19 protein-coding genes are annotated in these 23,754 nt (G+C 71.3%); 12 read left to right on the forward strand and 7 right to left on the reverse strand.

Going from position 1 to position 23,754, the window contains the following annotated elements:
• The first annotated feature begins 9 nt into the window (after positions 1-9).
• From ABZ098_RS07325 to groL, 4 genes are all read left to right on the forward strand, one after another.
• A complete protein-coding gene (locus ABZ098_RS07325) occupies positions 10-945 on the forward strand; it encodes a polysaccharide deacetylase family protein (RefSeq protein ID WP_356588139.1) in 936 nt (311 codons plus the stop codon).
• Positions 942-1,727, forward strand: coding sequence for a polysaccharide deacetylase family protein (locus tag ABZ098_RS07330; protein WP_356588141.1), 786 nt, complete (start codon positions 942-944; stop codon positions 1,725-1,727). Before ABZ098_RS07325 ends, ABZ098_RS07330 begins: the two co-directional genes overlap by 4 nt.
• Positions 1,728-1,932: 205 nt before the next feature.
• Entirely contained in the window at positions 1,933-2,241 is a 309-nt protein-coding gene (groES, locus tag ABZ098_RS07335; RefSeq protein ID WP_013001368.1) for a co-chaperone GroES, read from the forward strand.
• Positions 2,242-2,360: 119 nt separating this feature from the next.
• The gene (gene groL / locus ABZ098_RS07340; RefSeq protein WP_356588143.1) at positions 2,361-3,986 is read left to right on the forward strand and encodes a chaperonin GroEL; all 1,626 of its coding nucleotides are present in this window, start codon (positions 2,361-2,363) and stop codon (positions 3,984-3,986) included.
• 84 nt (positions 3,987-4,070) lie between these two features.
• Here groL and ABZ098_RS07345 read toward each other — a convergent pair whose 3' ends face one another.
• From ABZ098_RS07345 to ABZ098_RS07355, 3 genes are all read right to left on the reverse strand, one after another.
• Positions 4,071-4,760 (reverse strand): ester cyclase, encoded by a 690-nt coding sequence (locus ABZ098_RS07345; RefSeq protein WP_356588145.1) that lies wholly within the window; start codon positions 4,758-4,760, stop codon positions 4,071-4,073.
• 89 nt (positions 4,761-4,849) lie between these two features.
• The gene (locus ABZ098_RS07350) at positions 4,850-5,623 is read right to left on the reverse strand and encodes an SDR family oxidoreductase (RefSeq protein ID WP_356588147.1); all 774 of its coding nucleotides are present in this window, start codon (positions 5,621-5,623) and stop codon (positions 4,850-4,852) included.
• Positions 5,624-5,673: 50 nt separating this feature from the next.
• Complete coding sequence (locus ABZ098_RS07355) at positions 5,674-6,342, reverse strand: MOSC domain-containing protein (protein ID WP_356588149.1); 669 nt, start codon at positions 6,340-6,342, stop codon at positions 5,674-5,676.
• 79 nt (positions 6,343-6,421) lie between these two features.
• Between ABZ098_RS07355 and ABZ098_RS07360 the strand changes: the two genes are divergently transcribed.
• Positions 6,422-7,321 (forward strand): LysR family transcriptional regulator, encoded by a 900-nt coding sequence (locus ABZ098_RS07360; protein WP_356588151.1) that lies wholly within the window; start codon positions 6,422-6,424, stop codon positions 7,319-7,321.
• 43 nt (positions 7,322-7,364) lie between these two features.
• On the opposite strand, the gene ABZ098_RS07365 is transcribed toward ABZ098_RS07360, so the two are convergent.
• The gene (locus tag ABZ098_RS07365; protein WP_306977410.1) at positions 7,365-7,691 is read right to left on the reverse strand and encodes a WhiB family transcriptional regulator; all 327 of its coding nucleotides are present in this window, start codon (positions 7,689-7,691) and stop codon (positions 7,365-7,367) included.
• A gap of 381 nt (positions 7,692-8,072) precedes the next feature.
• Here ABZ098_RS07365 and ABZ098_RS07370 point away from each other — a divergent pair, with 381 nt between their 5' ends.
• The 4 genes from ABZ098_RS07370 (at position 8,073) to ABZ098_RS07385 (ending at position 12,500) form a co-directional block, all read left to right on the forward strand.
• On the forward strand, positions 8,073-8,684 hold the full coding sequence (locus ABZ098_RS07370) for a response regulator transcription factor (protein ID WP_003948568.1): 612 nt from the start codon (positions 8,073-8,075) through the stop codon (positions 8,682-8,684).
• A 319-nt stretch (positions 8,685-9,003) separates the two neighbouring features.
• The gene (locus ABZ098_RS07375; RefSeq protein WP_007384137.1) at positions 9,004-9,591 is read left to right on the forward strand and encodes a sigma-70 family RNA polymerase sigma factor; all 588 of its coding nucleotides are present in this window, start codon (positions 9,004-9,006) and stop codon (positions 9,589-9,591) included.
• Between the two features lie 163 nt (positions 9,592-9,754).
• The gene (gene guaB, locus ABZ098_RS07380; RefSeq protein ID WP_356588154.1) at positions 9,755-11,257 is read left to right on the forward strand and encodes an IMP dehydrogenase; all 1,503 of its coding nucleotides are present in this window, start codon (positions 9,755-9,757) and stop codon (positions 11,255-11,257) included.
• A gap of 118 nt (positions 11,258-11,375) precedes the next feature.
• The gene (locus ABZ098_RS07385; protein WP_356588156.1) at positions 11,376-12,500 is read left to right on the forward strand and encodes a GuaB3 family IMP dehydrogenase-related protein; all 1,125 of its coding nucleotides are present in this window, start codon (positions 11,376-11,378) and stop codon (positions 12,498-12,500) included.
• 716 nt (positions 12,501-13,216) lie between these two features.
• Here ABZ098_RS07385 and ABZ098_RS07390 read toward each other — a convergent pair.
• Together ABZ098_RS07390 and ABZ098_RS07395 are read right to left on the reverse strand one after the other, a co-directional pair.
• Positions 13,217-13,789, reverse strand: coding sequence for a hypothetical protein (locus tag ABZ098_RS07390; RefSeq protein ID WP_356588158.1), 573 nt, complete (start codon positions 13,787-13,789; stop codon positions 13,217-13,219).
• A 123-nt stretch (positions 13,790-13,912) separates the two neighbouring features.
• On the reverse strand, positions 13,913-15,118 hold the full coding sequence (locus ABZ098_RS07395) for a nucleotide sugar dehydrogenase (RefSeq protein WP_356588160.1): 1,206 nt from the start codon (positions 15,116-15,118) through the stop codon (positions 13,913-13,915).
• A 311-nt stretch (positions 15,119-15,429) separates the two neighbouring features.
• Here ABZ098_RS07395 and ABZ098_RS07400 point away from each other — a divergent pair, with 311 nt between their 5' ends.
• On the forward strand, positions 15,430-17,136 hold the full coding sequence (locus ABZ098_RS07400) for a glycerol-3-phosphate dehydrogenase/oxidase (RefSeq protein ID WP_356588162.1): 1,707 nt from the start codon (positions 15,430-15,432) through the stop codon (positions 17,134-17,136).
• A 90-nt stretch (positions 17,137-17,226) separates the two neighbouring features.
• On the opposite strand, the gene ABZ098_RS07405 is transcribed toward ABZ098_RS07400, so the two are convergent.
• Positions 17,227-18,288 (reverse strand): serine hydrolase domain-containing protein, encoded by a 1,062-nt coding sequence (locus ABZ098_RS07405; RefSeq protein WP_356588164.1) that lies wholly within the window; start codon positions 18,286-18,288, stop codon positions 17,227-17,229.
• 352 nt (positions 18,289-18,640) lie between these two features.
• Between ABZ098_RS07405 and ABZ098_RS07410 the strand changes: the two genes are divergently transcribed.
• On the forward strand, positions 18,641-20,803 hold the full coding sequence (locus tag ABZ098_RS07410) for a serine/threonine-protein kinase (RefSeq protein WP_356588166.1): 2,163 nt from the start codon (positions 18,641-18,643) through the stop codon (positions 20,801-20,803).
• 174 nt (positions 20,804-20,977) lie between these two features.
• Positions 20,978-23,740, forward strand: a complete 2,763-nt coding sequence (locus tag ABZ098_RS07415; protein ID WP_356588168.1) for a protein kinase — start codon at positions 20,978-20,980, stop codon at positions 23,738-23,740.
• The last annotated feature ends 14 nt before the right edge of the window (positions 23,741-23,754 follow it).

Raw genomic sequence — 23,754 nt, forward strand, 5'->3', positions numbered from 1 at the left:
TCCGGCGCCATGGGAACAGTAGGACAAAACTACAAAAATGGTGCGTTGAGGGTGTCGATCCACGGCGGACTCGTCCTCCTGGCCGTGGCCGCCCTGGTCTCCGGGTGCGCCCGCCCGGCCGGGACCGACGCGGGGAGCCGGCCGCCCCTCAAGGCGCCCCCGGCTCCCGCCGCCGAGCTCCAGGCCGACAAGACCGCCATCCGGGCCGCCAGGCTCCGCGCCGAACAGACCCGGATCGCCGCCGCCAGGCGCTGGGGGCTGAAGAGGGTCCCGCTGACGGCCCCGCCGGCGCCCGTGACCAAGCCCCGCGTCACCACCCGCGAGGGCTTCGAGGTCGACGGCCACGAGGAGAAGGGGCTGCCGCCGGTCTTCACCACCGTCCCCACCGAGCAGAAGATCGTCTTCCTCACCATCGACGACGGCGCCGAGAAGGACCCCGCGTTCCTGCGGATGATGAGCGAGCTGCGGATCCCCTACACCGCCTTCCTCAGCGACTACCTGGTGAAGGAGGACTACGGGTACTTCCGGAAGATGCGGGACAGGGGGGTCGCCCTCAACAACCACACCCTCCACCACCCCTACCTGCCCGCGCTGTCGTACGCCCGCCAGAAGCGCGAGATCTGCGGGATGCAGGACGTCATGGAGAAGCGGTACGGCACACGGCCCGCGCTCTTCCGGCCGCCCTACGGCAACTACAACGAGGACACCCTGCGCGCGGCGAAGTCCTGCGGCATCAGGTACGCGCCGATCTGGAACGAGGAGGTCTTCGTCGACCACTGGGAGTACCGCGAGTGGGACCGGGAGATCCACCCCGGCGACATCGTGCTCAGCCACTTCCGGGGCCGGGAGGACTGGAAGGGCACGATGACCGACATGGTCCGCCGCTTCCTGGACAAGGTCACGGCCGAGGGGTACTCCGTCGCACGCCTGGAGGACTACCTGTGAGACCGCGGACCCTGGTCGCCGCGGGGCTGGCGGCCGCACTCCTCGCCGGCTGCGCCCAGTCCGTCGACCCCATCGAACGGCTGGGGAAGAAGGCGGCCCAGCGGGTCGGGTCGCACGGCCCGGTGCAGGCGGACGGACGGCCGTACCGCCACTGGGGGCTGACGGCCCCGCTGCCCGCGCCCCCGCGGATGCCGGCCCGCGCGCCGGTGGGCCGCGGCGGCCTGCCGCCGGTGGCGAAGCGGGTGCCGACGTCCGACCGGGTCGTCTTCCTCACCTACGACGACGGCGCGGAGAAGGACCCGCGGTTCGTCGAGCTGGTCCGTGAACTGCGGCTGCCCGTCAGCATGTTCCTCACGGACAGCGTCGTCGGCCCCGGGTACGGCCACTTCGCGCGCCTCCAGTCGGTCGGCGCGAGCATCCAGAACCACACCCTCGACCACCCCGCCCTGCGCGGCCTGCCGTACGCCGGACAGCGCGCCGAGATCTGCGGCCAGCAGGAGAAGGTGCGCTCCCGCTTCGGCATCCGCCCGCGGCTGTTCCGGCCGCCCTACGGCACGTACGACCGCACGACCCTGCGCGCGGCGGCCGACTGCGGGCTGTCGGCGGTGGTGCTGTGGAGCGTGTCGGCGCAGGGGGAGAGACGGGGGCTGAGGGCGGGCGACATCGTCTCGGTGACATCGGCGGAGACGACGGGTCCCACCCTGACGGAACGCACGACGAGGCTGCTGAGGGAGATCCAGCGGCGCGGGCTGACGGTGGGGCGGCTGGAGGACTACCTGTAGGGGTGCTCCGGAGGCCACGGCCGGAGACGCGATTGGCACTCCGCTTGACCGAGTGCTAATCGCGGTCATAGTCTCAGGTCTGGCACTCCCCCCTGGAGAGTGCCAACACAGCGACGGGCAGGTCCGGCACCCGCGACGACGGATCCACCTGGTCGCCACCTCAGACAGTTAACCCCGTGAGATCTCCGAAGGGGGAGGTCGGATCGTGACGACCACCAGCTCCAAGGTTGCCATCAAGCCGCTCGAGGACCGCATTGTGGTCCAGCCGCTCGACGCCGAGCAGACCACCGCCTCTGGCCTGGTCATCCCGGACACCGCGAAGGAGAAGCCCCAGGAGGGCGTCATCCTCGCCGTGGGTCCGGGCCGCTTCGAGAACGGCGAGCGCCTGCCGCTCGACGTGAAGGTCGGCGACATCGTGCTGTACAGCAAGTACGGCGGCACCGAGGTGAAGTACAACGGCGAGGAGTACCTCGTCCTCTCGTCCCGCGACGTGCTCGCGGTCATCGAGAAGTAAGACACCTCAAGCACATTTTGCTTGTGAGCTGCGCCCCGGGCCCCCGCCACCTTATGAAGCCGGGCGTCTGGGGCGCAGTTCGTTTCACCCACATTTTCCGAGAGGGCTGAACCGCTCCCATGGCGAAGATCCTGAAGTTCGACGAGGACGCCCGTCGCGCCCTCGAGCGCGGCGTCAACAAGCTTGCCGACACGGTCAAGGTGACGATCGGCCCCAAGGGCCGCAACGTCGTCATCGACAAGAAGTTCGGCGCTCCCACCATCACCAACGACGGTGTCACCATCGCCCGCGAGGTCGAGGTCGAGGACCCGTACGAGAACCTCGGTGCCCAGCTGGTGAAGGAGGTGGCGACCAAGACCAACGACATCGCGGGTGACGGCACCACCACCGCCACCGTGCTCGCCCAGGCGCTGGTGCGCGAGGGCCTGAAGAACGTCGCCGCGGGTGCCTCCCCGGCCGCCCTGAAGAAGGGCATCGACGCCGCGGTCAAGGCCGTGTCCGAGGAGCTCCTCGCGACCGCCCGCCCGATCGACGAGAAGTCCGACATCGCCGCCGTCGCCGGTCTGTCCGCCCAGGACGCGCAGGTCGGCGAGCTCATCGCCGAGGCGATGGACAAGGTCGGCAAGGACGGTGTCATCACCGTCGAGGAGTCCAACACCTTCGGTCTGGAGCTGGACTTCACCGAGGGCATGGCCTTCGACAAGGGCTACCTGTCCCCCTACATGGTCTCCGACCAGGAGCGTATGGAGGCCGTCCTCGACGACCCGTACATCCTGATCAACCAGGGCAAGATCTCCTCGATCCAGGACCTGCTGCCGCTCCTCGAGAAGGTCATCCAGGCGGGCGCCTCCAAGCCGCTGCTGATCATCGCCGAGGACGTCGAGGGCGAGGCCCTGTCGACCCTGGTCGTCAACAAGATCCGCGGCACCTTCAACGCGGTCGCCGTCAAGGCCCCCGGCTTCGGCGACCGTCGCAAGGCGATGCTCCAGGACATGGCCACGCTGACCGGCGCCGAGGTCATCTCCGAGGAGGTCGGCCTCAAGCTCGACCAGGTCGGCCTGGACGTGCTGGGCTCCGCCCGCCGTGTCACGGTCACCAAGGACGACACCACGATCGTCGACGGCGCCGGTGACTCCGCCGCCGTCCAGGGCCGGGTCGCCCAGATCAAGGCCGAGATCGAGAACACCGACTCCGACTGGGACCGCGAGAAGCTCCAGGAGCGCCTCGCGAAGCTGGCCGGCGGCGTGTGCGTGATCAAGGTCGGCGCCGCCACCGAGGTGGAGCTGAAGGAGAAGAAGCACCGTCTGGAGGACGCCATCTCCGCGACCCGCGCCGCGGTCGAGGAGGGCATCGTCTCCGGTGGTGGCTCCGCTCTGGTCCACGCCGCCAAGGTGCTCGAGGGCGGCCTCGGCAAGACCGGCGACGAGGCCACCGGTGTCGCCGTGGTCCGCAAGGCCGTCGTCGAGCCGCTGCGCTGGATCGCCGAGAACGCCGGCCTGGAGGGCTACGTCATCACCTCCAAGGTCGCCGAGCTCGACAAGGGCCAGGGCTTCAACGCCGCGACCGGCGAGTACGGCGACCTGGTCAAGGCCGGCGTCATCGACCCGGTCAAGGTCACCCGCTCCGCCCTGGAGAACGCCGCCTCCATCGCCTCCCTCCTCCTGACGACCGAGACCCTGGTCGTCGAGAAGAAGGAAGAGGAGGAGCCGGCCGCCGGTGGTCACAGCCACGGCCACTCCCACTGAGCGAACCGCTCGTAAGGAGGCCCCCGTTCCCTCGCCAGGAGGGAACGGGGGCTTTCCCCTTCGCGGGTCACCAGGTCTTCGGCGTCACTGACCGAGTACCCCGAGCTGCTCCATCAGCCCCGCACGGTCGTACTGCCACCATCCCTCGCAGATCCGCCCGTCCCGGAACCGGTGCCAGGTCGTCCCGGTCATGGTCACGTTCTGCCCGGTCGCCGGGATGCCCACGAACTCGCCGGTGTGCTTCCCGGCCCAGGTCCAGCGGGTGCACACCCGGTCGCCCTGGGCGATCTGGTCGTCCACCCGGAAGGTGAACTCGAAGGACCGCCGCCACCCCTCGTACTCCTCGCGCGCCGCCGCGAGCCCCAGGTCCCCGGGGTTGGCGGGATCATGGTCGAGGTAGTCGTCGGTGAACCGCTCGAACAGCTCCGCCGTCCCGGCCCGCCCGGCCTGCTCGAAGAACTCCCGCGCCACCGCCGGATCCAGCTGCTCGTCCCGCACCACGTCCAGATCCGTGAAGGTCGGCACCTCGTCACACAGTGCGACCATGTCCTCGAAGATCCGCTCGGTCTCCGGCAGCCCCGAATTGCGCATCGCCTCCTCGTACGACGGGAACTCCACGATCTCGACGAAGTGCGACGCGTCGGACCGGTCCTTGCCGACCACCGCGTGCGTCGCGGTCCGCTTCCCCTTGGTCTGCTCGACCCACGTGTCCATCAGCCGGTTCATCTCGTCGAAACGGCTGGTCCTGCAGTCGATGAGCTGTACGAACGTCATGCGCGATCGCCTCCGGCCCCCCTGGGTCCGGCATTACGCCACCATTGTCCGCCCGGCGGCACCAGGACGGCATGCGCTCACCGGGCCGGTCACTGCGGCCCGTACTTCCGCCCCGTCCTCGACGAGATCCCGCCCAGCAGACCGCGGGGCGCCACCTTCACCAGTCCCATGAGCGCCTTGTACCGCGGGTCCGGGATCGACAGGGTCTTGCCGTGGGACAGGTCGGTGAGCGCCGCGGCGACCAGCTTGTCCGCGTCGAGCCACATCCAGCCGGGGATGTTGTCCGTGCCCATCCCGGCCCGCTGGTGGAACTCGGTCCGCACGAAACCCGGGCACAGGGCCATCAGCCGGACCCCGCTCCCCGCCAAATCCTTCGCCGCGCCCTGGGTGAACTGCACGACCCAGGCCTTCGAGGCGCCGTACGTCCCGCGCGGCACGAACGCGGCCACCGAGGCGACGTTCACGACACCCCCGCGCCCCCGCTCCCGCATCGCCTCCGACGCCGCCGACGTCAGCCGCAGCACCGCCTCGCAGTGCACCTTGAGCATCTTCAGCTCGTCGGCCATGGAGACCTCGAGATAGCGGCCCTTGTTGCCGAAGCCGGCGTTGTTGACGAGGAGGTCCACGGGGGACCTGCGGTCCGACAGACGGGCGGCGACCGCCTCGATGCCGGTGTCCGTGGCGAGGTCGGCGGTGAGGACCTCGGCCTCGATGCCGTGGCGGTCGTGGAGTTCGGTCGCCTGGTCCTGGAGCCGCTTGGTGTCGCGGGCCACCAGCACCAGGTTGTGCCCGTCAGCCGCCAGCCGTCGTGCGAACGCGGCACCGATGCCCGCGGTCGATCCCGTAATCAATGCCGTTGTCATGGCGCAAGGTTAATGACCGGGACCGACAGCGTCCGCTCGCCGAGGGCCCGTCAGGCGCCGTGCTTCTCCACATACTCACGCGCCCACTTCCGCAGCTCCGGATGGAGCGCCTCGCCCGCCGCCAACAGCCTTGGCTGGAGCGGCCGTTCGGTGGTCATCGCCCGGAACGCCAGGGCGACCGTCACGTCGTGGTCCGGCCGGTGCACGATCTCGACCGGGTCCCCGGTACGGATCTCGCCCGGCTGTATCACCCGCAGGTACGCGCCCGGCGCGCCCTTCTGCGTGAACCGCTTCACCCAGCGCTGCTCACCCATGTGTCCCTGGAAGGTGCCGCACGGGATCCGCGCGCTGGTGACCTCCAGCACCACCTCCGGCCCGATGCGCCAGCGCTCACCGATCCGCGCGCCGGAGACGTCGATGCCCTCGGTGGTGAGGTTCTCGCCGAACGCGCCGTTGGCCAGCACACGGCCCAGCTCGCCCTGCCACTCGTCCAGGTCCTCGCGCGCCATCGCGTACACGGCCTGGTCGTCACCGCCGTGGTGCTGCCTCTTGCACACCGCGTCCCCGGCGAGGGCACTGCCGCCGATGCCCTTGGGGCCGGGCGCGGACACCCGCACCGGCCCGTCGACCGGCCGCTTGTCGATACCGGTGACGCCCTCCGGGTTGTCCGTGTACGTGACGGCCTTCTCGCGGCCCAGATTCACCGACAGAAGCTTCATAGCGGCACGGTAGGGGACGGCCCCCAAAGGTGCCACGCATTATTCGGCGGGGCATCAAAGCACGGCTTATCCTTGCGGGGTGATCGAGGCCCGACATCTCCGTGTCCTGCGCGCCGTCGCCGCCACCGGCTCCTTCTCCGCCGCTGGGCGCGAACTGGGCTGCACCCAGCCCGCCGTCAGCCAGCAGATGAAGGCCCTGGAGACGTCCGTCGGCACCCCGTTGCTGGTCCGCAGCGGGCGCGAGATGCGGCTGACCCAGGCCGGCCAGGCCCTGGTGCGGCACGCCTCCGGCATCCTGGCGGGCCTCACGGCGGCGGAGGAGGAGGTCGCCGCCATCGCCGGGCTGCGGGCCGGGCGGGTCCGGCTCGTCTCCTTCCCCAGCGGCAGCTCCACCCTCGTCCCCACCGCCCTCGCCGCCCTGCGCGCCGCCCACCCCGGCACCCGGGTCTCCCTGGAGGAGGCCGAACCCCCGCACTCCGTCGGCCTGTTGAGGGAGGGCGACTGCGACATCGCGCTCGCCTTCCGGTACGAGGGGGCCGCGGGCGGCGACGAGTGGGGCGACCTCGTCGTACGGCCCCTGCTGACCGACCGGCTCGTCGCCCTCGTACCGGAGCGGCACCGGCTCGCGCGCGCGGGGTCCGTGGCCATCGGGGAGCTCGCCGGGGAGTCGTGGATCGCCGGATGCCCGCGCTGCCGCGGCCAGTTGGTGGAGGTGTGCGAGAGTGCCGGCTTCACGCCCCGCATCGACTTCGCGACCGACGACTACCCGGCGGTCGTCGGCCTGGTGGGCGCCGGCCTCGGAGTCGCCGTCCTGCCCCAGCTCGCCGTCGAGTCCGTACGGCCGCGCGGCGCGCGCACGGTGACGCTGGAACCGGCGGTGCGGCGGGAGATCGTCGCGCTCACCCTGCCCGACCTGGCGCAGGTGCCCGCGGTGGCGGCGACGCTGGACCAGCTCGCGATCGCGGCGGGACGAAAGTAAGGAAGGGCACGCGCGCGCGTGCCCTTCCCGAAGAAACGTTCCTTCAATTGTTCGACGCGTCGCTCCCGACGGAGGACGCCGACACCAGCCGGTGCCGCGCCCGCCCCATGAGCTCCTCGCGCTCGTCCTCGGTCAGCCCGCCCCACACGCCGTACGGCTCTCTCACCGCGAGCGCGTGCGCCGCGCACTGCGCGCGCACCGGGCATCTCATGCAGACCTCCTTGGCCGAGTTCTCGCGAGCGCTCCGGGCCGCACCGCGCTCGCCCTCCGGATGAAAGAAGAGCGAGCTGTCCACTCCGCGACAGGCGGCCAGGAGCTGCCAGTCCCACAGGTCCGCGTTCGGTCCGGGAAGGCGGGAGAAATCTGCCATTGCGTGACCCCTTGTAGCCGTTCTGGGCGGATACGGTGTCCACGACCGTACATCTACGATCTAAGGAGATGAAAATATGACTCATTGCGAATCTAGCCTCAGACACCAGGAAATGGGAAGAAATGGGTCTGAATGGGGCATGGGTTGTGATGAAACGTTGTGGGTCCGTCGTGCATGTCTGCACCGTGTCCGCGCCCTCACGTAGAGTGCCGAAGACAGTGCGCAGCCCCGTAACTCTTTCGGGTGACCGTCGTTGAGAGTGCGGAGGCGGTTGAAGCAACAAGTGCTCGGGCAGGCGTCCGAGACGGTCGACCGCACAGGTGACGATTTCGTACCAGCCTGGAGGCTCAAGGTGACGTGCATCAGCTGCGGAGGGCGGCCATGACATCCGTCCTCGTCTGCGACGACTCCCCGCTTGCCCGAGAGGCGCTCCGCCGCGCGGTCGCGACCGTGCCCGGCGTCGAGCGCGTGACGACCGCGGCCAACGGCGAGGAAGTCCTCCGCCGCTGGGGCGCGGACCGTTCGGACCTGATTCTGATGGACGTACGCATGCCCGGTCTGGGCGGCGTCGAGACCGTGCGGCGGCTGCTGTCCGCCGACCCCGGGGCCCGCATCATCATGCTCACGGTCGCCGAGGACCTCGACGGGGTCGCCCTCGCGGTCGCCGCCGGTGCGCGTGGCTACCTCCACAAGGATGCCTCCCGCGCGGAGTTGCGAGCCACGGTGACGCAGGCGCTCGCCGACCCGACCTGGCGGCTCGCCCCGCGCCGGCTGCGGTCCGCGGAGATGGGCGCGGCGCCCACGCTCACCGCGCGTGAGATCCAGGTGCTCGAGGGCATGAGTCACGGCCGGTCCAACGCGGAGATCGGGCGCGAGCTGTTCCTGTCCGAGGACACCGTGAAGACGCACGCGCGGCGGTTGTTCAAGAAGCTCGGCGCGTCGGACCGGGCGCACGCTGTGGCGCTCGGGTTCCGCTGGGGCTTGGTTCGCTGAGAGCTCGGTCGTACAGGTTGTCGTCTTGGTGCGGGCCGATCGTGGCTGGTCGCGCCCACGCGGGAGCCGCAGATCGGTGCCGCCCCGCGCCCCTGAGGGGGCGCGGTCCGCGACGTCGGTCAAGCAGCCCGCTCGGCGCCCGCTGCTCGTTTCGGCGCGGATGCCGCATCCTTGAGATGTGGAGTCTCTCGGGGACGAGTCGGTCGAGCGGAAGGGGAGGGCGCAGGGTATGAGTTCCAGCGCACCTGCTCATAACGCTTCGGTGCACAACGACCAGCGCGATGTCACGGATCCAACGACGCCAGGGCACCATGGACCGATGCGTGACGACGAGGCGGCTCATCCCCATGGGGCGATCGGTGCGCTCGTCCACAGCGCGGTGGAAGGGGACGAGCAGGCCACGCACGACCTGCTCGCCCATGTCCACCCGCTGGCCCTGCGCTACTGCCGCACCCGGCTGTCCCGTCTGCCCGGCGACGCCCGGCACTTCGTGGAGGACCTCGCGCAGGAGGTCTGCGTAGCCGTCCTCCTCGCGCTGCCGCGCTACCGCGACACCGGGCGCCCCTTCGAGGCGTTCGTCTTCGCCATCGCCGCGCACAAGGTCGCCGACCTGCAACGTGCGGCGATGCGCCATCCCGGTTCCACGGCCGTCCCCTCGGACGAGATGCCCGAGCGGCCGGACGACTCGCTCGGCCCCGAGGAGCGGGCACTGCTCAGCAGTGACGCGGAGTGGGCCAAGAAACTCCTGGCCAACCTCCCCGAGAACCAGCGTGAACTGCTGCTGCTGCGCATCGCCGTGGGGTTGACGGCGGAGGAGACGGGTCAGATGTTGGGAATGTCACCCGGTGCGGTCCGTGTGGCCCAGCATCGGGCACTGAGCAGGCTGAGGGCGCTGGCCGAGCAGTAGGGCGCGCTGGACAAGGGCGCCCTCCTGAACGGGCGGCACCCTGTTTCGTACGAACATACGAAGCCCGGAGCAGATCCGAGCCGTGGAATCCGTGGAATGTGACGCCCCTGCTTCCCGTTAGCATGGACATCCGCACCGATCAAGGCCATTTGGGGAAGGTGTCATGACTGCAAACGTCGACGGAGTGCCCGGTAAATTCGCGACGCTCGGGCTCACCTACGACGACGTGCTGCTGCTGCCGGGAGCGTCCGAGGTGCTCCCCAACGCGGTCGACACCTCGTCCCGCATCTCCCGCAACGTCCGGGTCAACATCCCGCTGCTCTCGGCCGCCATGGACAAGGTGACCGAGTCCCGCATGGCCATCGCGATGGCCCGCCTCGGCGGCGTCGGCGTGCTGCACCGCAACCTCTCCGTCGAGGACCAGGTCAACCAGGTCGACCTGGTCAAGCGGTCCGAGTCCGGCATGGTCACCGACCCCATCACCGTGAACCCCGAGGCCACCCTCGCCGAGGCCGACGCGCTGTGCGCCAAGTTCCGCATCAGCGGCGTCCCGGTCACCGACCCGGCCGGCAAGCTCCTCGGCATCGTCACCAACCGTGACATGGCCTTCGAGTCGGACCGCAGCCGCCAGGTGCGCGAGGTCATGACGCCGATGCCGCTGGTCACCGGCCAGGTCGGCATCTCCGGCACCGACGCCATGGAACTGCTGCGCCGCCACAAGATCGAGAAGCTTCCCCTCGTCGACGAGGCCGGTGTCCTCAAGGGCCTCATCACCGTCAAGGACTTCGTCAAGGCGGAGAAGTACCCCAACGCCGCCAAGGACTCCGAGGGCCGCCTCCTCGTCGGTGCCGCCGTCGGCGCCAGCCCCGAGGCCCTGGAGCGCGCCCAGGCGCTCGCCGAGGCCGGTGTGGACTTCCTGGTCGTCGACACCTCGCACGGTCACAACAGCAACGCCCTGAGCTGGATGTCGAAGATCAAGTCGAGCGTCGGCGTCGACGTGATCGGCGGCAACGTCGCCACCCGCGACGGCGCCCAAGCGCTCATCGACGCCGGTGTCGACGGCATCAAGGTCGGTGTCGGACCGGGCTCCATCTGCACCACCCGTGTCGTCGCCGGCATCGGCGTCCCGCAGGTCACCGCGATCTACGAGGCCTCCCTCGCGGCCCGCCCGGCCGGCATTCCGCTGATCGGCGACGGCGGCCTGCAGTACTCCGGCGACATCGGCAAGGCGCTCGCCGCGGGCGCCGACACCGTGATGCTCGGCAGCCTTCTGGCCGGCTGCGAGGAGTCGCCCGGCGAGCTCCAGTTCATCAACGGCAAGCAGTTCAAGTCGTACCGCGGCATGGGCTCGCTGGGTGCCATGCAGTCGCGCGGCCAGGCCAAGTCGTACTCGAAGGACCGCTACTTCCAGGCCGAGGTCGGTTCCGACGACAAGCTCGTGCCCGAGGGCATCGAGGGCCAGGTGCCCTACCGCGGCCCGCTCTCCAGCGTCCTGCACCAGCTCGTCGGCGGGCTGCGTCAGACCATGGGCTACGTGGGCGCGGCCACCATCGACGAGATGGAGTCCAAGGGCCGCTTCGTACGGATCACCTCGGCGGGGCTCAAGGAGTCGCACCCGCACGACATCCAGATGACGGTCGAGGCGCCGAACTACAGCCGCAAGTGAGCCTTCGCTGAGAGCCACGCGCGCGTGAGGGCGGTCCCGGGGCATCCGGGGCCGCCCTTGTCGTACCCGTCGGGGATACTGGAAGGCGCTGCAACGCATCAGGGAAAGGCCACACATCGTGACTGAGATCGAGATCGGGCGCGGCAAGCGCGGCCGCCGGGCGTACGCCTTCGACGACATCGCCGTCGTCCCCAGCCGTCGTACGCGCGACCCGAAGGAGGTCTCGATCGCCTGGCAGATCGACGCCTACCGCTTCGAGCTGCCGTTCCTGGCCGCTCCCATGGACTCGGTCGTCTCCCCGGCCACCGCGATCCGCATCGGCGAGCTCGGCGGCCTGGGCGTGCTGAACCTCGAAGGCCTGTGGACGCGGTACGAGGACCCGCAGCCGCTGCTCGACGAGATCGCCGGCCTGGACGTGGACGCCGCGACCCGCCGTCTTCAGGAGATCTACTCCGCCCCCATCAAGGAGGAGCTGATCGGCCAGCGCATCAAGGAGGTGCGCGACTCGGGCGTGGTCACGGCCGCCGCGCTCTCCCCGCAGCGCACCGCCGAGTTCTCCAAGGTGGTCGTGGACGCGGGCGTGGACATCTTCGTCATCCGCGGTACGACGGTCTCGGCGGAGCACGTCTCCGGTTCGCACGAGCCGCTGAACCTGAAGCAGTTCATCTACGAGCTCGACGTCCCGGTGATCGTCGGCGGCTGCGCCACCTACACCGCGGCCCTGCACCTGATGCGCACCGGCGCGGCGGGCGTCCTGGTCGGCTTCGGCGGCGGCGCGGCGCACACGACTCGGAACGTGCTCGGCATCCAGGTCCCGATGGCGACCGCGGTGGCCGACGTGGCCGCGGCCCGCCGCGACTACATGGACGAGTCCGGCGGCCGGTACGTGCACGTGATCGCCGACGGCGGTGTGGGCTGGTCCGGTGACCTCCCCAAGGCGATCGCCTGCGGCGCGGACGCCGTGATGATGGGCTCCCCGCTGGCCCGCGCCACGGACGCGCCGGGCCGCGGCCACCACTGGGGCATGGAGGCCGTCAACGAGGAACTGCCGCGCGGCAAGAAGGTCGACCTCGGCACGGTCGGCACCATCGAGGAGGTCCTCACCGGCCCGTCGCACATCCCCGACGGCTCGATGAACTTCTTCGGCGCGTTGAAGCGGGCGATGGCCACGACCGGGTACAGCGAGCTGAAGGAGTTCCAGCGGGTCGAGGTGACGGTGGCGGACTCGCAGCACAAGCGGTAGCGGCAGGGCTTATGGCGGATTGAGGGCCGGTCACCCCGGGTGGGGCGGCCGGCCTTTTGCGTGCCCGAAAGGGCTGGTGGGGGCGCGTTCGGCGGCGTGGGGGCGTGCGGGTGCGTTCGGGGCGAATGTGGGCCGAACGGGCGTAAGCGGGCGGTAGTGTCCTTGATCGGCGACCCAAGCTCTTCGGGCCGCCCCCTTCCAAGGACACCGGTTCCGGACCCCGCCGTCGGGGCCCGGCCCGAGTTCCGACGTGCTGCCCACCGGGTCAACTGGGTGGCGTCGTGGAACGGGGCGTGCCGATGGGCCGTCACCGCAAGCCCACCCGCTGGGATCGCAAGCCCACCCGCTGGGATCGCATTCGGCTTCGGCTGGTGAAGTTCCGGAGGAGGTGTGTCTTGTGGATCCACAGCTGGTGAGCGGCCGCCCCCAGAGAGCTTAGGGGCGGACACCCGTGAACCAGCCCGGAGCCCGCTGCAGTGACCGCTGCGGTGGGCTCCACCTTGTTGGCGTGATGGTGAGCGGCCGTCCCCACAAGGGCTAGGGGCGGACACTCCCTGATCCATCCATGGGCCCGCCGTAGTACCCGCTACGACCGACCCCACCTGTCTCCGCAAGGTACCCGCGCCGCGCCCCCATGCCACCAGCCCCGGAGGCCGCCGCACCCACGCGCCCCCTTTACCACCGATGCGCCGCCCCTTCGCCGGGCACCGGCAGTGTCAGAGCGCCGCCTTCCTGGCGCCGGTGAAGGCGACGTACGCGGCGATCGCGAAGAACACGAACGTCAGCGGGTCGGCGTCCGCCTTCCAGGCCTCCTGGAGGACGTCGAAGTGCTGGAAGAAGAGTTCGCTGAAGCTCAGCGAGGTCTCCTTGGCGCCGATCATGGCCTCGCCCACCAGCTGGCCGACGTAGACGGAGCCCAGCGACAGGACCGCGCTCGCGACCGGCAGCACGGGGTTGCGGCCACCGAGACGACCCGCGGCGAGGCCGACCAGGAAGCCGACGCCGACCGCCGCCCAGCCGATCTCGTGCTTGGTCAGGCCGATGATCGCGCCGTACACACCGCCTGCGACCACGGCGGCGACGAAGGCGGCCAGCAGACCGAGGCCGAGGTTGTTGCGCACAGGAGCGGGTGCCGGGACGGCCCCGTACGGGACCCCCGGCGCCGGAGGCGGGGGTACGGCGCCCGGCTGCTGCGCGTACGGGTTGCCGTCGACCGGCTGGGGCTGGGCAGGCGGCTGGGCCTGCGGCTCGGTAGGCGGCTGGGCAGGCGGCGGAGCTGACTGGCTCATGACAGGAATCCCCCCACGGGATGGAACGAGCGGAATGGTGAAGCCGAGAAGTGTGCGCACGACTGTGCGACGAGTGAGGGGAGATTAACAGGTGGGTCCGACAGAGCCACCGGCCTTTTGACGTCAGAGGCGGTGCGCCGCCCCCGTGGGCGTGGCCCCCCGCGTGTCCAGCAGCAGCTGGGCCTTCACCGACAGGCCCTGGAGGTCGTACGTCCGGTGCTGCTGGAGCAGGATCGTCAGGTCCGCGTCGGCCGCCGCCTCGTAGAGGGAGTCCGCGCGGGGGACCGGGCGGTCCAGGACGCTCCAGGACGGGACGTGGGGGTCGTGGTAGCTGACGGAGGCGCCGAGTTCCATCAGGCGTACGGCGACCTCCTGGGCGGGTGTGCCCTGCTGGTCTGCGAGGTCGGGCTTGTAGGTGACGCCGAGAAGGAGGATCCGGGCGCCGCGCGCGGACTTGCCGTGCTCGTTGAGGAGGGCGGCGGCGCGCTGGACGACGTAACGGGGCATCTGGTCGTTGACCTGCCGGGCGAGCTCGACCATGCGCAGGGAGCGGCCGGCTCTGCTGAGGTCGCGGGGGATCGTGTGGCCGCCGACACCCGGGCCGGGGCGGAACGCCTGGAAGCCGAAGGGCTTGGTCTCCGCGCAGCGGATGACGTCCCACAGGTCGACCCCGAGGTCGTGGCAGAGGACGGCCATCTCGTTGACGAGGGCGATGTTGACGTGGCGGTAGTTGGTCTCCAGGAGCTGGACCGTCTCCGCCTCGCGCGGGCCACGCGCGCGTACCACCTTGTCGGTGAGGCGCGAGTAGAAGGCGGCTGCTGATTCGGTGCACGCGGGCGTGAGGCCGCCGATCACCTTGGGGGTGGTGGCGGGCGTGAAGTCGCGGTTGCCGGGGTCGACGCGGGTGGGGGAGTAGGCGAGGTGGAAGTCGCGGCCCGCGCACAGGCCCGAGCCCTCTTCGAGGAGCGGGCGCAGGAAGTCCTCGGTGGTGCCCGGCGGGACGGGCGACTCCAGGATGACGGTGGTGTGCGGGCGCAGGTGTGTGCTCAACGTGCGGGCGGCCGCCTCCACCTGGCTCAGGTCCAGGCCGCCGTCCGGGCCCGCCGGGGTCGGCGCGCAGATGACCGCCGTACGCACGCGACCGAGTTCGGCGGGGCCCGCGGCCGTCCGGAAGCCCCCCGAGAGCATCCGGCGCAGTTCGGCGGGGCTGAGGGAGCCGGCCTCGGGGCCGGTGCGGTAGCCGAGCGTGGAGATGCCGGCGGCGACAGCGGCCTGGGCCAGGGGCAGTCCGTAGGGACCGAGTCCGATCACGGCGAGATCTGCGGGCATGGCGTGGGCCGTCCTTCCCAGTAACCGAAGCGGGACAGGTGCGCAAGCCCTGTGGACTGGACGAGCGAGCGCAATGTCAGACTAGGAGTAAATATGACCGATATACGGGATTGATTCCGTGTGTCTTCGTGTGGGGTTGTGAGCTTTGGCCTGTGCAGCGGTGAAAGTTATCCACAGGCTGAGGGTGACTGGTGGCCGAAGTCGGGCAACCCGGTCAGGATTGGGCATGGGGGATACGGACCGGGCCACTAGTCATGGAAGATCCGGCCCGCGACGGTGACCGGTTCGACCGACAGCTGGAGGCAGCAGTGGTGAGGACAGCGACACTGGGGCCGGCGCAGCGCGCCGAGTCACTCGCGGCGATGGCCGAGCGGGAACTGGACATCCTGGTGGTGGGAGCCGGCGTGGTCGGTGCGGGTACCGCGCTCGACGCGGTGACCCGGGGCCTGTCCGTGGGACTGGTCGAGGCGCGTGACTGGGCGTCGGGCACCTCCAGCCGCTCCAGCAAGCTGATCCACGGCGGCCTGCGCTATCTGGAGATGCTCGACTTCGCCCTCGTCCGCGAGGCGTTGAAGGAGCGCGGACTGCTCCTCGAGCGGCTCGCCCCGCATCTCGTGAAGCCCGTGCCCTTCCTGTACCCCTTGCAGCACAAGGGCTGGGAGCGGTGGTACGCCGGCTCGGGCGTCGCGCTCTACGACGCCATGTCGATGGCCCGGGGACACGGCAGGGGTCTGCCCACGCACCGGCACCTGAGCCACCGTCACGCCCTGCGGGTCGCGCCCGCCTTGAAGAAGGACGCGCTGGTCGGGGCGCTTCAGTACTACGACGCCCAGATGGACGACGCCCGCTTCGTCGCCACCCTGGTGCGCACCGCGACCGCCTACGGCGCCAGGACCGCCAACCGCGCCCGGGTGACCGGGTTCCTGCGGGAGGGCGAGCGGGTGGTCGGGGCCCGGGTGCAGGACGTCGAGGCGGGCGGGGAGTACGAGATCCGCGCCAAGCAGGTGGTGAACGCGACCGGGGTGTGGACCGACGACACCCAGGCGATGGTCGGCGAGCGCGGGCAGTTCCACGTCCGCGCCTCCAAGGGCATCCACCTCGTCGTGCCCAAGGACCGCATCCACTCCTCCACGGGGCTGATCCTGCGCACCGAGAAGTCCGTGCTGTTCGTCATCCCCTGGGGCCGGCACTGGATCATCGGCACCACCGACACCGACTGGGACCTGGACAAGGCCCACCCGGCCGCCTCCAGCGCGGACATCGACTATCTGCTGGAGCACGTGAACTCGGTGCTCGCGGTACCGCTGACCCGGGACGACGTCCAGGGCGTGTACGCGGGCCTCCGGCCCCTGCTCGCCGGTGAGTCGGACGCCACCAGCAAGCTCTCCCGCGAGCACACCGTGGCGCATCCGGTGCCGGGACTCGTCGTCGTGGCGGGTGGCAAGTACACGACCTACCGGGTGATGGCCAAGGACGCCGTCGACGAGGCGGTGCACGGGCTCGACACCCGGGTCGCCGAGTGCGTCACGGAGGACGTACCGCTGCTGGGTGCCGAGGGTTACCGGGCGCTGTGGAACGCGCGGGCGCGGATCGCGGCGCGCACCGGGCTTCATGTCGCCCGGGTCGAGCATCTGCTGAATCGGTACGGCAGCCTCGCGGAGGAGGTCCTCGAGCTCATCGCCTCGGACGCCACTCTGGGTGAGCCGATGCAGGCCGCCGAGGACTATCTGCGCGCCGAGATCGTCTACGCCGCCTCGCACGAGGGGGCGCGGCATCTGGACGACGTGCTGACCCGGCGCACCCGAATCTCCATCGAGACCTTCGATCGGGGGGCGCGCTCCGCCCGCGAGGCCGCCGAGCTGATGGCGCCGGTGCTCGGCTGGGACAAGGACCAGATCGAGCGCGAGGTCGAGCACTACGAGAAGCGGGTGGAGGCAGAGCGCGAGTCGCAGCGGCAGCCGGACGACCTGACGGCGGACGCGGCGCGGTTGGGGGCGCCGGACATCGTGCCGCTCTGAAGGCCATGAGTTCGAGTCCGGCCGGGGCCTGACCGAGCGTCACTCGAACGAGTGTCGCGAGCCGGGATCTTCGTTCGGAACCGGCTCGTTCTACGAGGTGCGGGGGCAGAACTCGGCGGCGAGCAAGGCCGGTTCGAGGTCGGGGTCTGCCACCGACGTTGTGTTCACGCGGAAGGTGAGGACGCGACGGCCGCCGACCGTGGCCGCGGTGCGCACGTAGCTGCCGGTGATGCGGCCGTTGTGCCCCCACACCGTCGTGCCGCACGGCAGTTTCACCGGGAACAGCCCCATGCCGTACAGGCCGTGTGCGGCGCGGGTGTCCGTCATCTCGTGCAGCCAGTACGGGGACAGCAGCCGGCCGCCGAGCAGTGCCGCGTAGAAGCGGTCCAGGTCGGTGAGGGTGCTCACCAGCTCGCCCGCGGCTCCGGCCACCCGCGGGTCGAGCGCGGTGACGTCGGATCCGTCGGTGGTGAAGGCACGGCCGTGCGGGGAGGGAAGAGAGGTGCGCGAGCCAGGAAAGGAGGTACCGGTCAGACGCAGCGGGGCGATGATCCGCCGCTCGGCCTCGGTGGCGTAGGAGTCCCCGGTGACCTGCTGGATCACCATGCCGAGCACGACGTAGTTGGTGTTCGAGTAGGAGTAGCGGCCACGGTCGGCCGGAGGGTGGGTGAGCGCGATACGGACGGCTTGGACAGGAGTGAGGGGGACCAGGCCCCGGGTGTCGGTGGTGAAGTCGTGCAGGCCGCTGGTGTGGGTGAGCAGGGCGCGCAGGGTCAGCGCGCGGCCGTCGTTGCCCGCTCCGCGCACCAGGCCGGGCAGGTGCTGCTCCACCGTGTCGGACAGCTTCAGTCGCTGTTCCGCGGCCAGTTGGAGGACGACCGTCGCGATGAAGGTCTTGGTGACGCTGCCGGCGCGGAAGTGGTCGGCGCGGGCGATTCCCGGGCCCGCCTCGGTGTAACGGGTCCCGCTCTCTTCCTGGGCGAGGAGCGCGGCGGCGGGAGCGCCGCCCCGCGCGACCAGCAGCGGCAGCAGCGCGTCCGTGGACCGGGTGGAGGGGGCCGGCGGGACCGAGGGGGCCGGGGAGGCTGCCGGGGCCAGAGCGAGCAGCGCCAGGGACACCGGGACGGCCAGTAGTGCCCGAAGTGGCGCCATCGCGGATCCTCCCTTGTCAGGGCCATCATGCAGGGTCGCGGAGAGGGCCGTTCACCCGGTCCGCGAGGGGCTGCGTGGCGTGGGGTCGGAGGTCGGGTTCCGGCGGGGTGCGAGGGGCTCGCCGGGGCCGGGTGCGCAAGGGGGTGGAGGGCGGTCGGTATCTCCGGGAGGTGAGGGAGCTGTAAGCGGACGGGAACTGTGCGTTGACGGGGCCGTGTGCCGGCGGGACCTGTGTGCCGACCTCGCCGGGTCGTGCCGCGGGCGAGGCGGAGCCAGGGGCACCCTGGGCGTCGGGCACTTGTCGGGTGAGGGACAATGGAGGCTCTGTCAGGGCGGGTTCATGAGGGGACGCATGTCGGACGCGGAGCGGGCGGGAGCATCCCGGCAGGACGAGAGCGAGCGTCTCCTCGCCGGGCGGTACCGGCTGGGAGGAGTGCTCGGCCGCGGAGGCATGGGCACGGTGTGGCGCGCCGAGGACGAGACCCTGGGCAGGACGGTGGCCGTCAAGGAGCTCCGGTTCCCGTCCAGTATCGACGAGGACGAGAAGCGCCGGCTGATCACGCGCACGTTGCGTGAGGCCAAGGCGATCGCGCGGATCCGCAACACCAGCGCGGTGACCGTGTACGACGTGGTCGACGAGGACGACCGGCCGTGGATCGTGATGGAGCTCGTCGAGGGCAAGTCGCTCGCCGAGGTCATCCGGGAGGACGGACTGCTGGAGCCCAAGCGTGCGGCGGAGGTGGGCCTCGCGATACTCGACGTGCTCAGGTCCGCCCACCGCGAGGGCATCCTGCACCGGGACGTGAAGCCGTCCAACGTGCTGATCTCCGAGGACGGCCGGGTCGTGCTCACCGACTTCGGCATCGCCCAGGTCGAGGGCGACCCGTCCATCACCTCCACCGGCATGCTCGTCGGCGCGCCCTCGTACATCTCGCCGGAGCGGGCCCGTGGGCACAAGCCGGGACCCGCGGCCGACCTGTGGTCGCTCGGCGGGCTGCTGTACGCGGCGGTCGAGGGTGCCCCGCCGTACGACAAGGGCTCCGCGATCGCGACGCTCACGGCGGTGATGACCGAGCCACTGGAGGAGCCGAAGAACGCGGGTCCGCTCAGGGACGTCATCTACGGCCTGCTCACCAAGGACCCCGCCCAGCGGCTCGACGACAGCCGAGCGCGGGCCATGCTCACCGAGGTGATCCACGCGCCCCGGCCGAAGGCGGCCGAGCCGGAGCCGGCGGGTGACGCGACCCGGGTCGTGCCGTTGCCGGCACAGCCGCAGGAGCGTGCGGGCGGGGAGCGGCTGCGCGGGGCACTGCGTTCCGTGCGCAAGGCCGCCGGGGCGGCGGCGACGTCCGCGGCCGCGTCCCGCACCAAGTCCGGGAGCGGGACGGCGGGTTCGGGTGCGGCGGGTTCCAGCGGCGGGCAGGTGTCCGCCCAGGGGGCCGAGGCTTCGGCGGCTCCGGCCTCCCCGGCTGCCTCGACCTCCCCGGCCTCTTCGGCCCCTCCGGCTGCTTCGGCCACTCCGGCTTCCTCGGCGTCTTCCGTGTCTCGGGGGAAGGGCACCGGGAGCGTGTCGTCCGGGTCGGCGGCTGCATCGGCCTCGGCTTCGACGGCGGCCGCGAAGTCGGCTTCGGGCGGGGCGGCCGGAGTCCGGGACGGGAAGACGCAGCAGACCGACGCGGCCTCGGCCGGGCGGAGTTCGGGGTGGCCCGTGATGACGCCGCCGCCGGACCTGGCGCCGAGGCCGGTGCCCCGGGCACCGCTGACCGACGTCGTGCCGCGGCGGACGCTGGTGATCATCGCGGTGGTCGTGGCGCTGGCGGTCATCGGTACCGTGCTGGCCCTCACGCTCGGCGGGGACGACGGCAGCGACGGGGCGAAGGGCGGCGGCGCCGAGGTGACGGCGAGCGCGAGTACCAGTGCCGGCACCAAGGAGGACAAGAGCGGGGGCACCCGCACCGACGGGTCCACCGCCGGGTCCGCTTCCTCACAGGCGGGCGCGGGGTCCGCGAACACGCCCAGCACGGAGGAGAGCGGCCGGAGTTCGGAAGGGTCCTCCGGTTCGGGCAGCTCCTCCGGCGACGGCGCGGTGGCCTCGACGTACAGGGGGAGCCAGGGGTATGCGATCGGGCTGCCCGAGGGGTGGAAGTTCCAGACCAGCAGCTCCGCGGGCGACCGGTTCACCGGCCCCGACGGACAGAAGCTGCTCGTCGCCTGGACCAGCACGCCCAAGGGGGACCCGGTGGCGGACTGGGAGAACCAGGAGCGGGGCATGCGCCGCGCGCAGTACACCAAGATCCGAATAGCGGAGGTGGACTACCGGGGCTGGAACACGGCCGACTGGGAGTTCACCTATGTGGAGAGCGGGACGAAGTACCGGACCATCGACCGGGGCTTCGTCGTCAACGACCATCTCGGATATGCCTTGATGTACACCGCGAAAGCCGCGAACTGGGGCACTGAGCTGCGCAAGGACACATGGCAGACGCTCGCTCGCACCTTCGAACCGAAGTCGTGAAGCGCGCTGCCGTAAACGGTCATGTGTTTGGACCCTGAGATATGGAATCCCCTCTTTGCGGGTTGCCTCCGGCACGTATCGTGAGTGTTCGTGGACCGTCCGCATCCAGGTTCGGATAAGGAACGGGCCACTAGGCGAACGGAATTGACCAACCGGGCGGCCGGGGGAGGCAACGTGGACGACTATGCGGGTCGGGTGCTCGCCGACCGCTACCGCCTGCCGCTGCCTCCGTCCGACGAGTACGAACTCCGTGAGACGCGCGCCTTCGACACCTACAGCGGGCAGGAAGTCCTGGTCAGGCAGGTTCCGTTGCCCGAGGTCGTCGAGGCGGAGGTGCTCGACGCGGAGGGGCTGCCCGACGGGTTCACGGCCCGGGAGCCCCAGGGGGCCCCGCGGACCCCGGGGCGGCGCGGTGCACGCCGGCCCACCGAACCCGCCGTACGCCGGGCCGTCGAGGCCGCGCAGGCCGCCGCCCGGATCCCCGACCACCCGCGCCTCGACCAGGTCTTCGACGTGTTCGCCGAGGGCGGTTCGCTGTGGATCGTCAGCGAGTTGGTGGCCGCGCGGCCGCTGGCGGCACTGCTCGCCGAGAAGCCGCTGACGCCGTACCGGGCGGCCGAGGTCGCCTCCGACGTGCTCATGGCCCTGCGGGTGCTGCACGCGCACGGCTGGGTGCACCGCAACATCACCGCCCGCACCGTGCTGGTCTGCGACGACGGCCGGGTCATGCTGACCGGCCTCGCGGTCGGCGCGGCCGAGGAGGCACTGTGCGGCTACGACCCGGTGCCGGTCGAGGCGGGTGAATGGGGCGCCGGGGGCGGGGAGTTCGGGGTCCGCGCGGGAGAAGGTCCGGACAGGGGGAGCGACGGGCGTGGGGCACCTGGCGGGCACACGGTTCCCGGGCAGTCGACGGGCCCGGCCGGTGGGCCCGGGACCAGGGGCCCGGCCGGCGGTGCCGGAGTGCCCGGCGGGGCGGGTGGCGCTCGTACGGCTCCGGGGAACGGCGGCGCCGGTGCCGCATTCGGACTGGGCGCCCAGAGCCCCGGACCGGGCCCGGGCGGTGCGGTCACCTTCGGCGGAGGCGATCCTGAGGCCGCCCGGCGGGCCGCGATCGAGGCGCGGGAGGCCCGCGGGCTGCCCAGCGCCGGGGTGGAGGCGGCGAACGGAGCCGGGGCGTCGGCCGAACTCGTCCGCAGGGAACCCGACGGCGGTACGGACATCAGGGCGGCGCGGGCCGGGGCGATCGCCGCGTATCGCGCGGGCGCACGAGCCGCGGCCCGGGTCCAGGAGACGCAGAACGGCAGGGCCGCCCTGCCCGGAGCCCGCCCGGCACCGGAGGCCGACCCCTCAGCCCGCACGGGGGGCACCGACTCCGGCGCACGCACGTGGGGCGCCGAACCCGTCGTACAGAACAACGGCATGCCGCAGTCGCCGTATCCCTCGGCCAATGGTCTCGCGCAGCCGCCGTATCCGGCTGCGGACGGTGTCGAGCAGGCGCCCGGTGCCGGGGCGCCGGGGCGGATGGCCGACCCCTACGGTGTACGCCCCGCCCCCTGGCACGGGGCCGTGCCGCGCGGTGGGGGCGCGGGGGCCGTGGGTGAGGGGCCCGTTGCCGACGCCGTGCCCGCCGGCCATCAGGCGTCCGAGCCCGCCCGCTGGGAGGACCTCCCGCCGAGTGATGCCCCCGCCCGCCGAGGCCCCGCCACCGCGCTCGCCGCCGAGCGGGCACGGCAGGCCCGGATGGCCGTGGTGGGGCCCGTCACCGAGCGCTGGGCGCCGGAGCAGGCCGGACCGGTGCACGAGAACTGGCAGCTCGCCGCGCCCATCGGACCCGCGACCGATCTGTGGGCCCTCGGGGCGCTGCTGTTCCGGGCGGTCCAGGGGCACGCGCCCTATCCCGAGGAGTCCACGGCCGAGCTGGTGCAGTTGGTGTGCGCCGAGCCGCCCGCCTTCGCGGAGGAGTGCGGACCGCTGAGGCCGGTCGTGGAGTCGCTGCTGCGGCAGGACCCGACCGAGCGGCTGGAGTTCGAGGAAGTGCGCGGCTGGCTGCGCTCCCTGGTGCGGTCCGCGCCCGAGCCGGAGGCCGGCGCCCATGTCGTCGCCGTCCCGCCCGTGGACGCGAGCCGGCTGCCGATCGTGCGGCGCCGGGGCGAGTTGGTGCGCAGGCGGCGCGCCGGGCTGCCCGCGACGCACGGACGGCACAAGCGGGCCCGGGACGAGGCCGCCCCCTCACCGCGCCGCCTCGGCCGCAATCTGCTGCTGCTCATCCTGCTGGTGATGGCCGCGGCGATCGCGTACGCCATGTACTTCATGCCGAAGACCGACCCGGACGACCAGGGCGCCGCGCAGAAGACGGGTGCCACCGGTCATGCCGGTCCCGCGCAGTCCCCAAAGCCCAGCAGTGAACCGCGGCCCGAGCAGACGACCCCCGAGGCGTCCAGCTCCAGCGGTGCCGCCGAGACCCAGACCGCCGGGCCCGAGGTCGCCGACGGGTTCACCCTGCGCACGGACCCCGAGGGCTTCAAGATCGCCGTGGCCAACGGCTGGGACCGCACCCCGCGCAACGGCCGCGGCCAAGTGGTGTACGCGCAGGGCAACTTCGAGCTGATCGTCGTACCCGGGCGGGACACCTCGGCCGCCAACGGCGGCGATCCGATGGTCTACCAGCGGGAGAAGGAGCCCGAGCTCCAGCCGTACCGCGACTCGAGCTGGGCCACCGCCACCGGGCTGAAGTCGATCCAGGTGGGCACCAGGAGCATGGCCGAGGGGCAGTTCACCTGGACCGGCGACGACGGGCGCGAGCTGTACGTGCGCAATGTGGCGATCCTGATCGGCGGGAAGTACCACGTGCTCCAGGTGCGCGGGCCGGAGGCGGAGCGGGACGAGGTGACCCGGCTGTACGAGCAGGCGTCGGCCACCTACCAGGTGACCGGCTGAGGGACGCCGTACCG

The organism is Streptomyces sp. NPDC006335 (genome assembly GCF_040612795.1).
Lineage (GTDB): Bacteria > Actinomycetota > Actinomycetes > Streptomycetales > Streptomycetaceae > Streptomyces.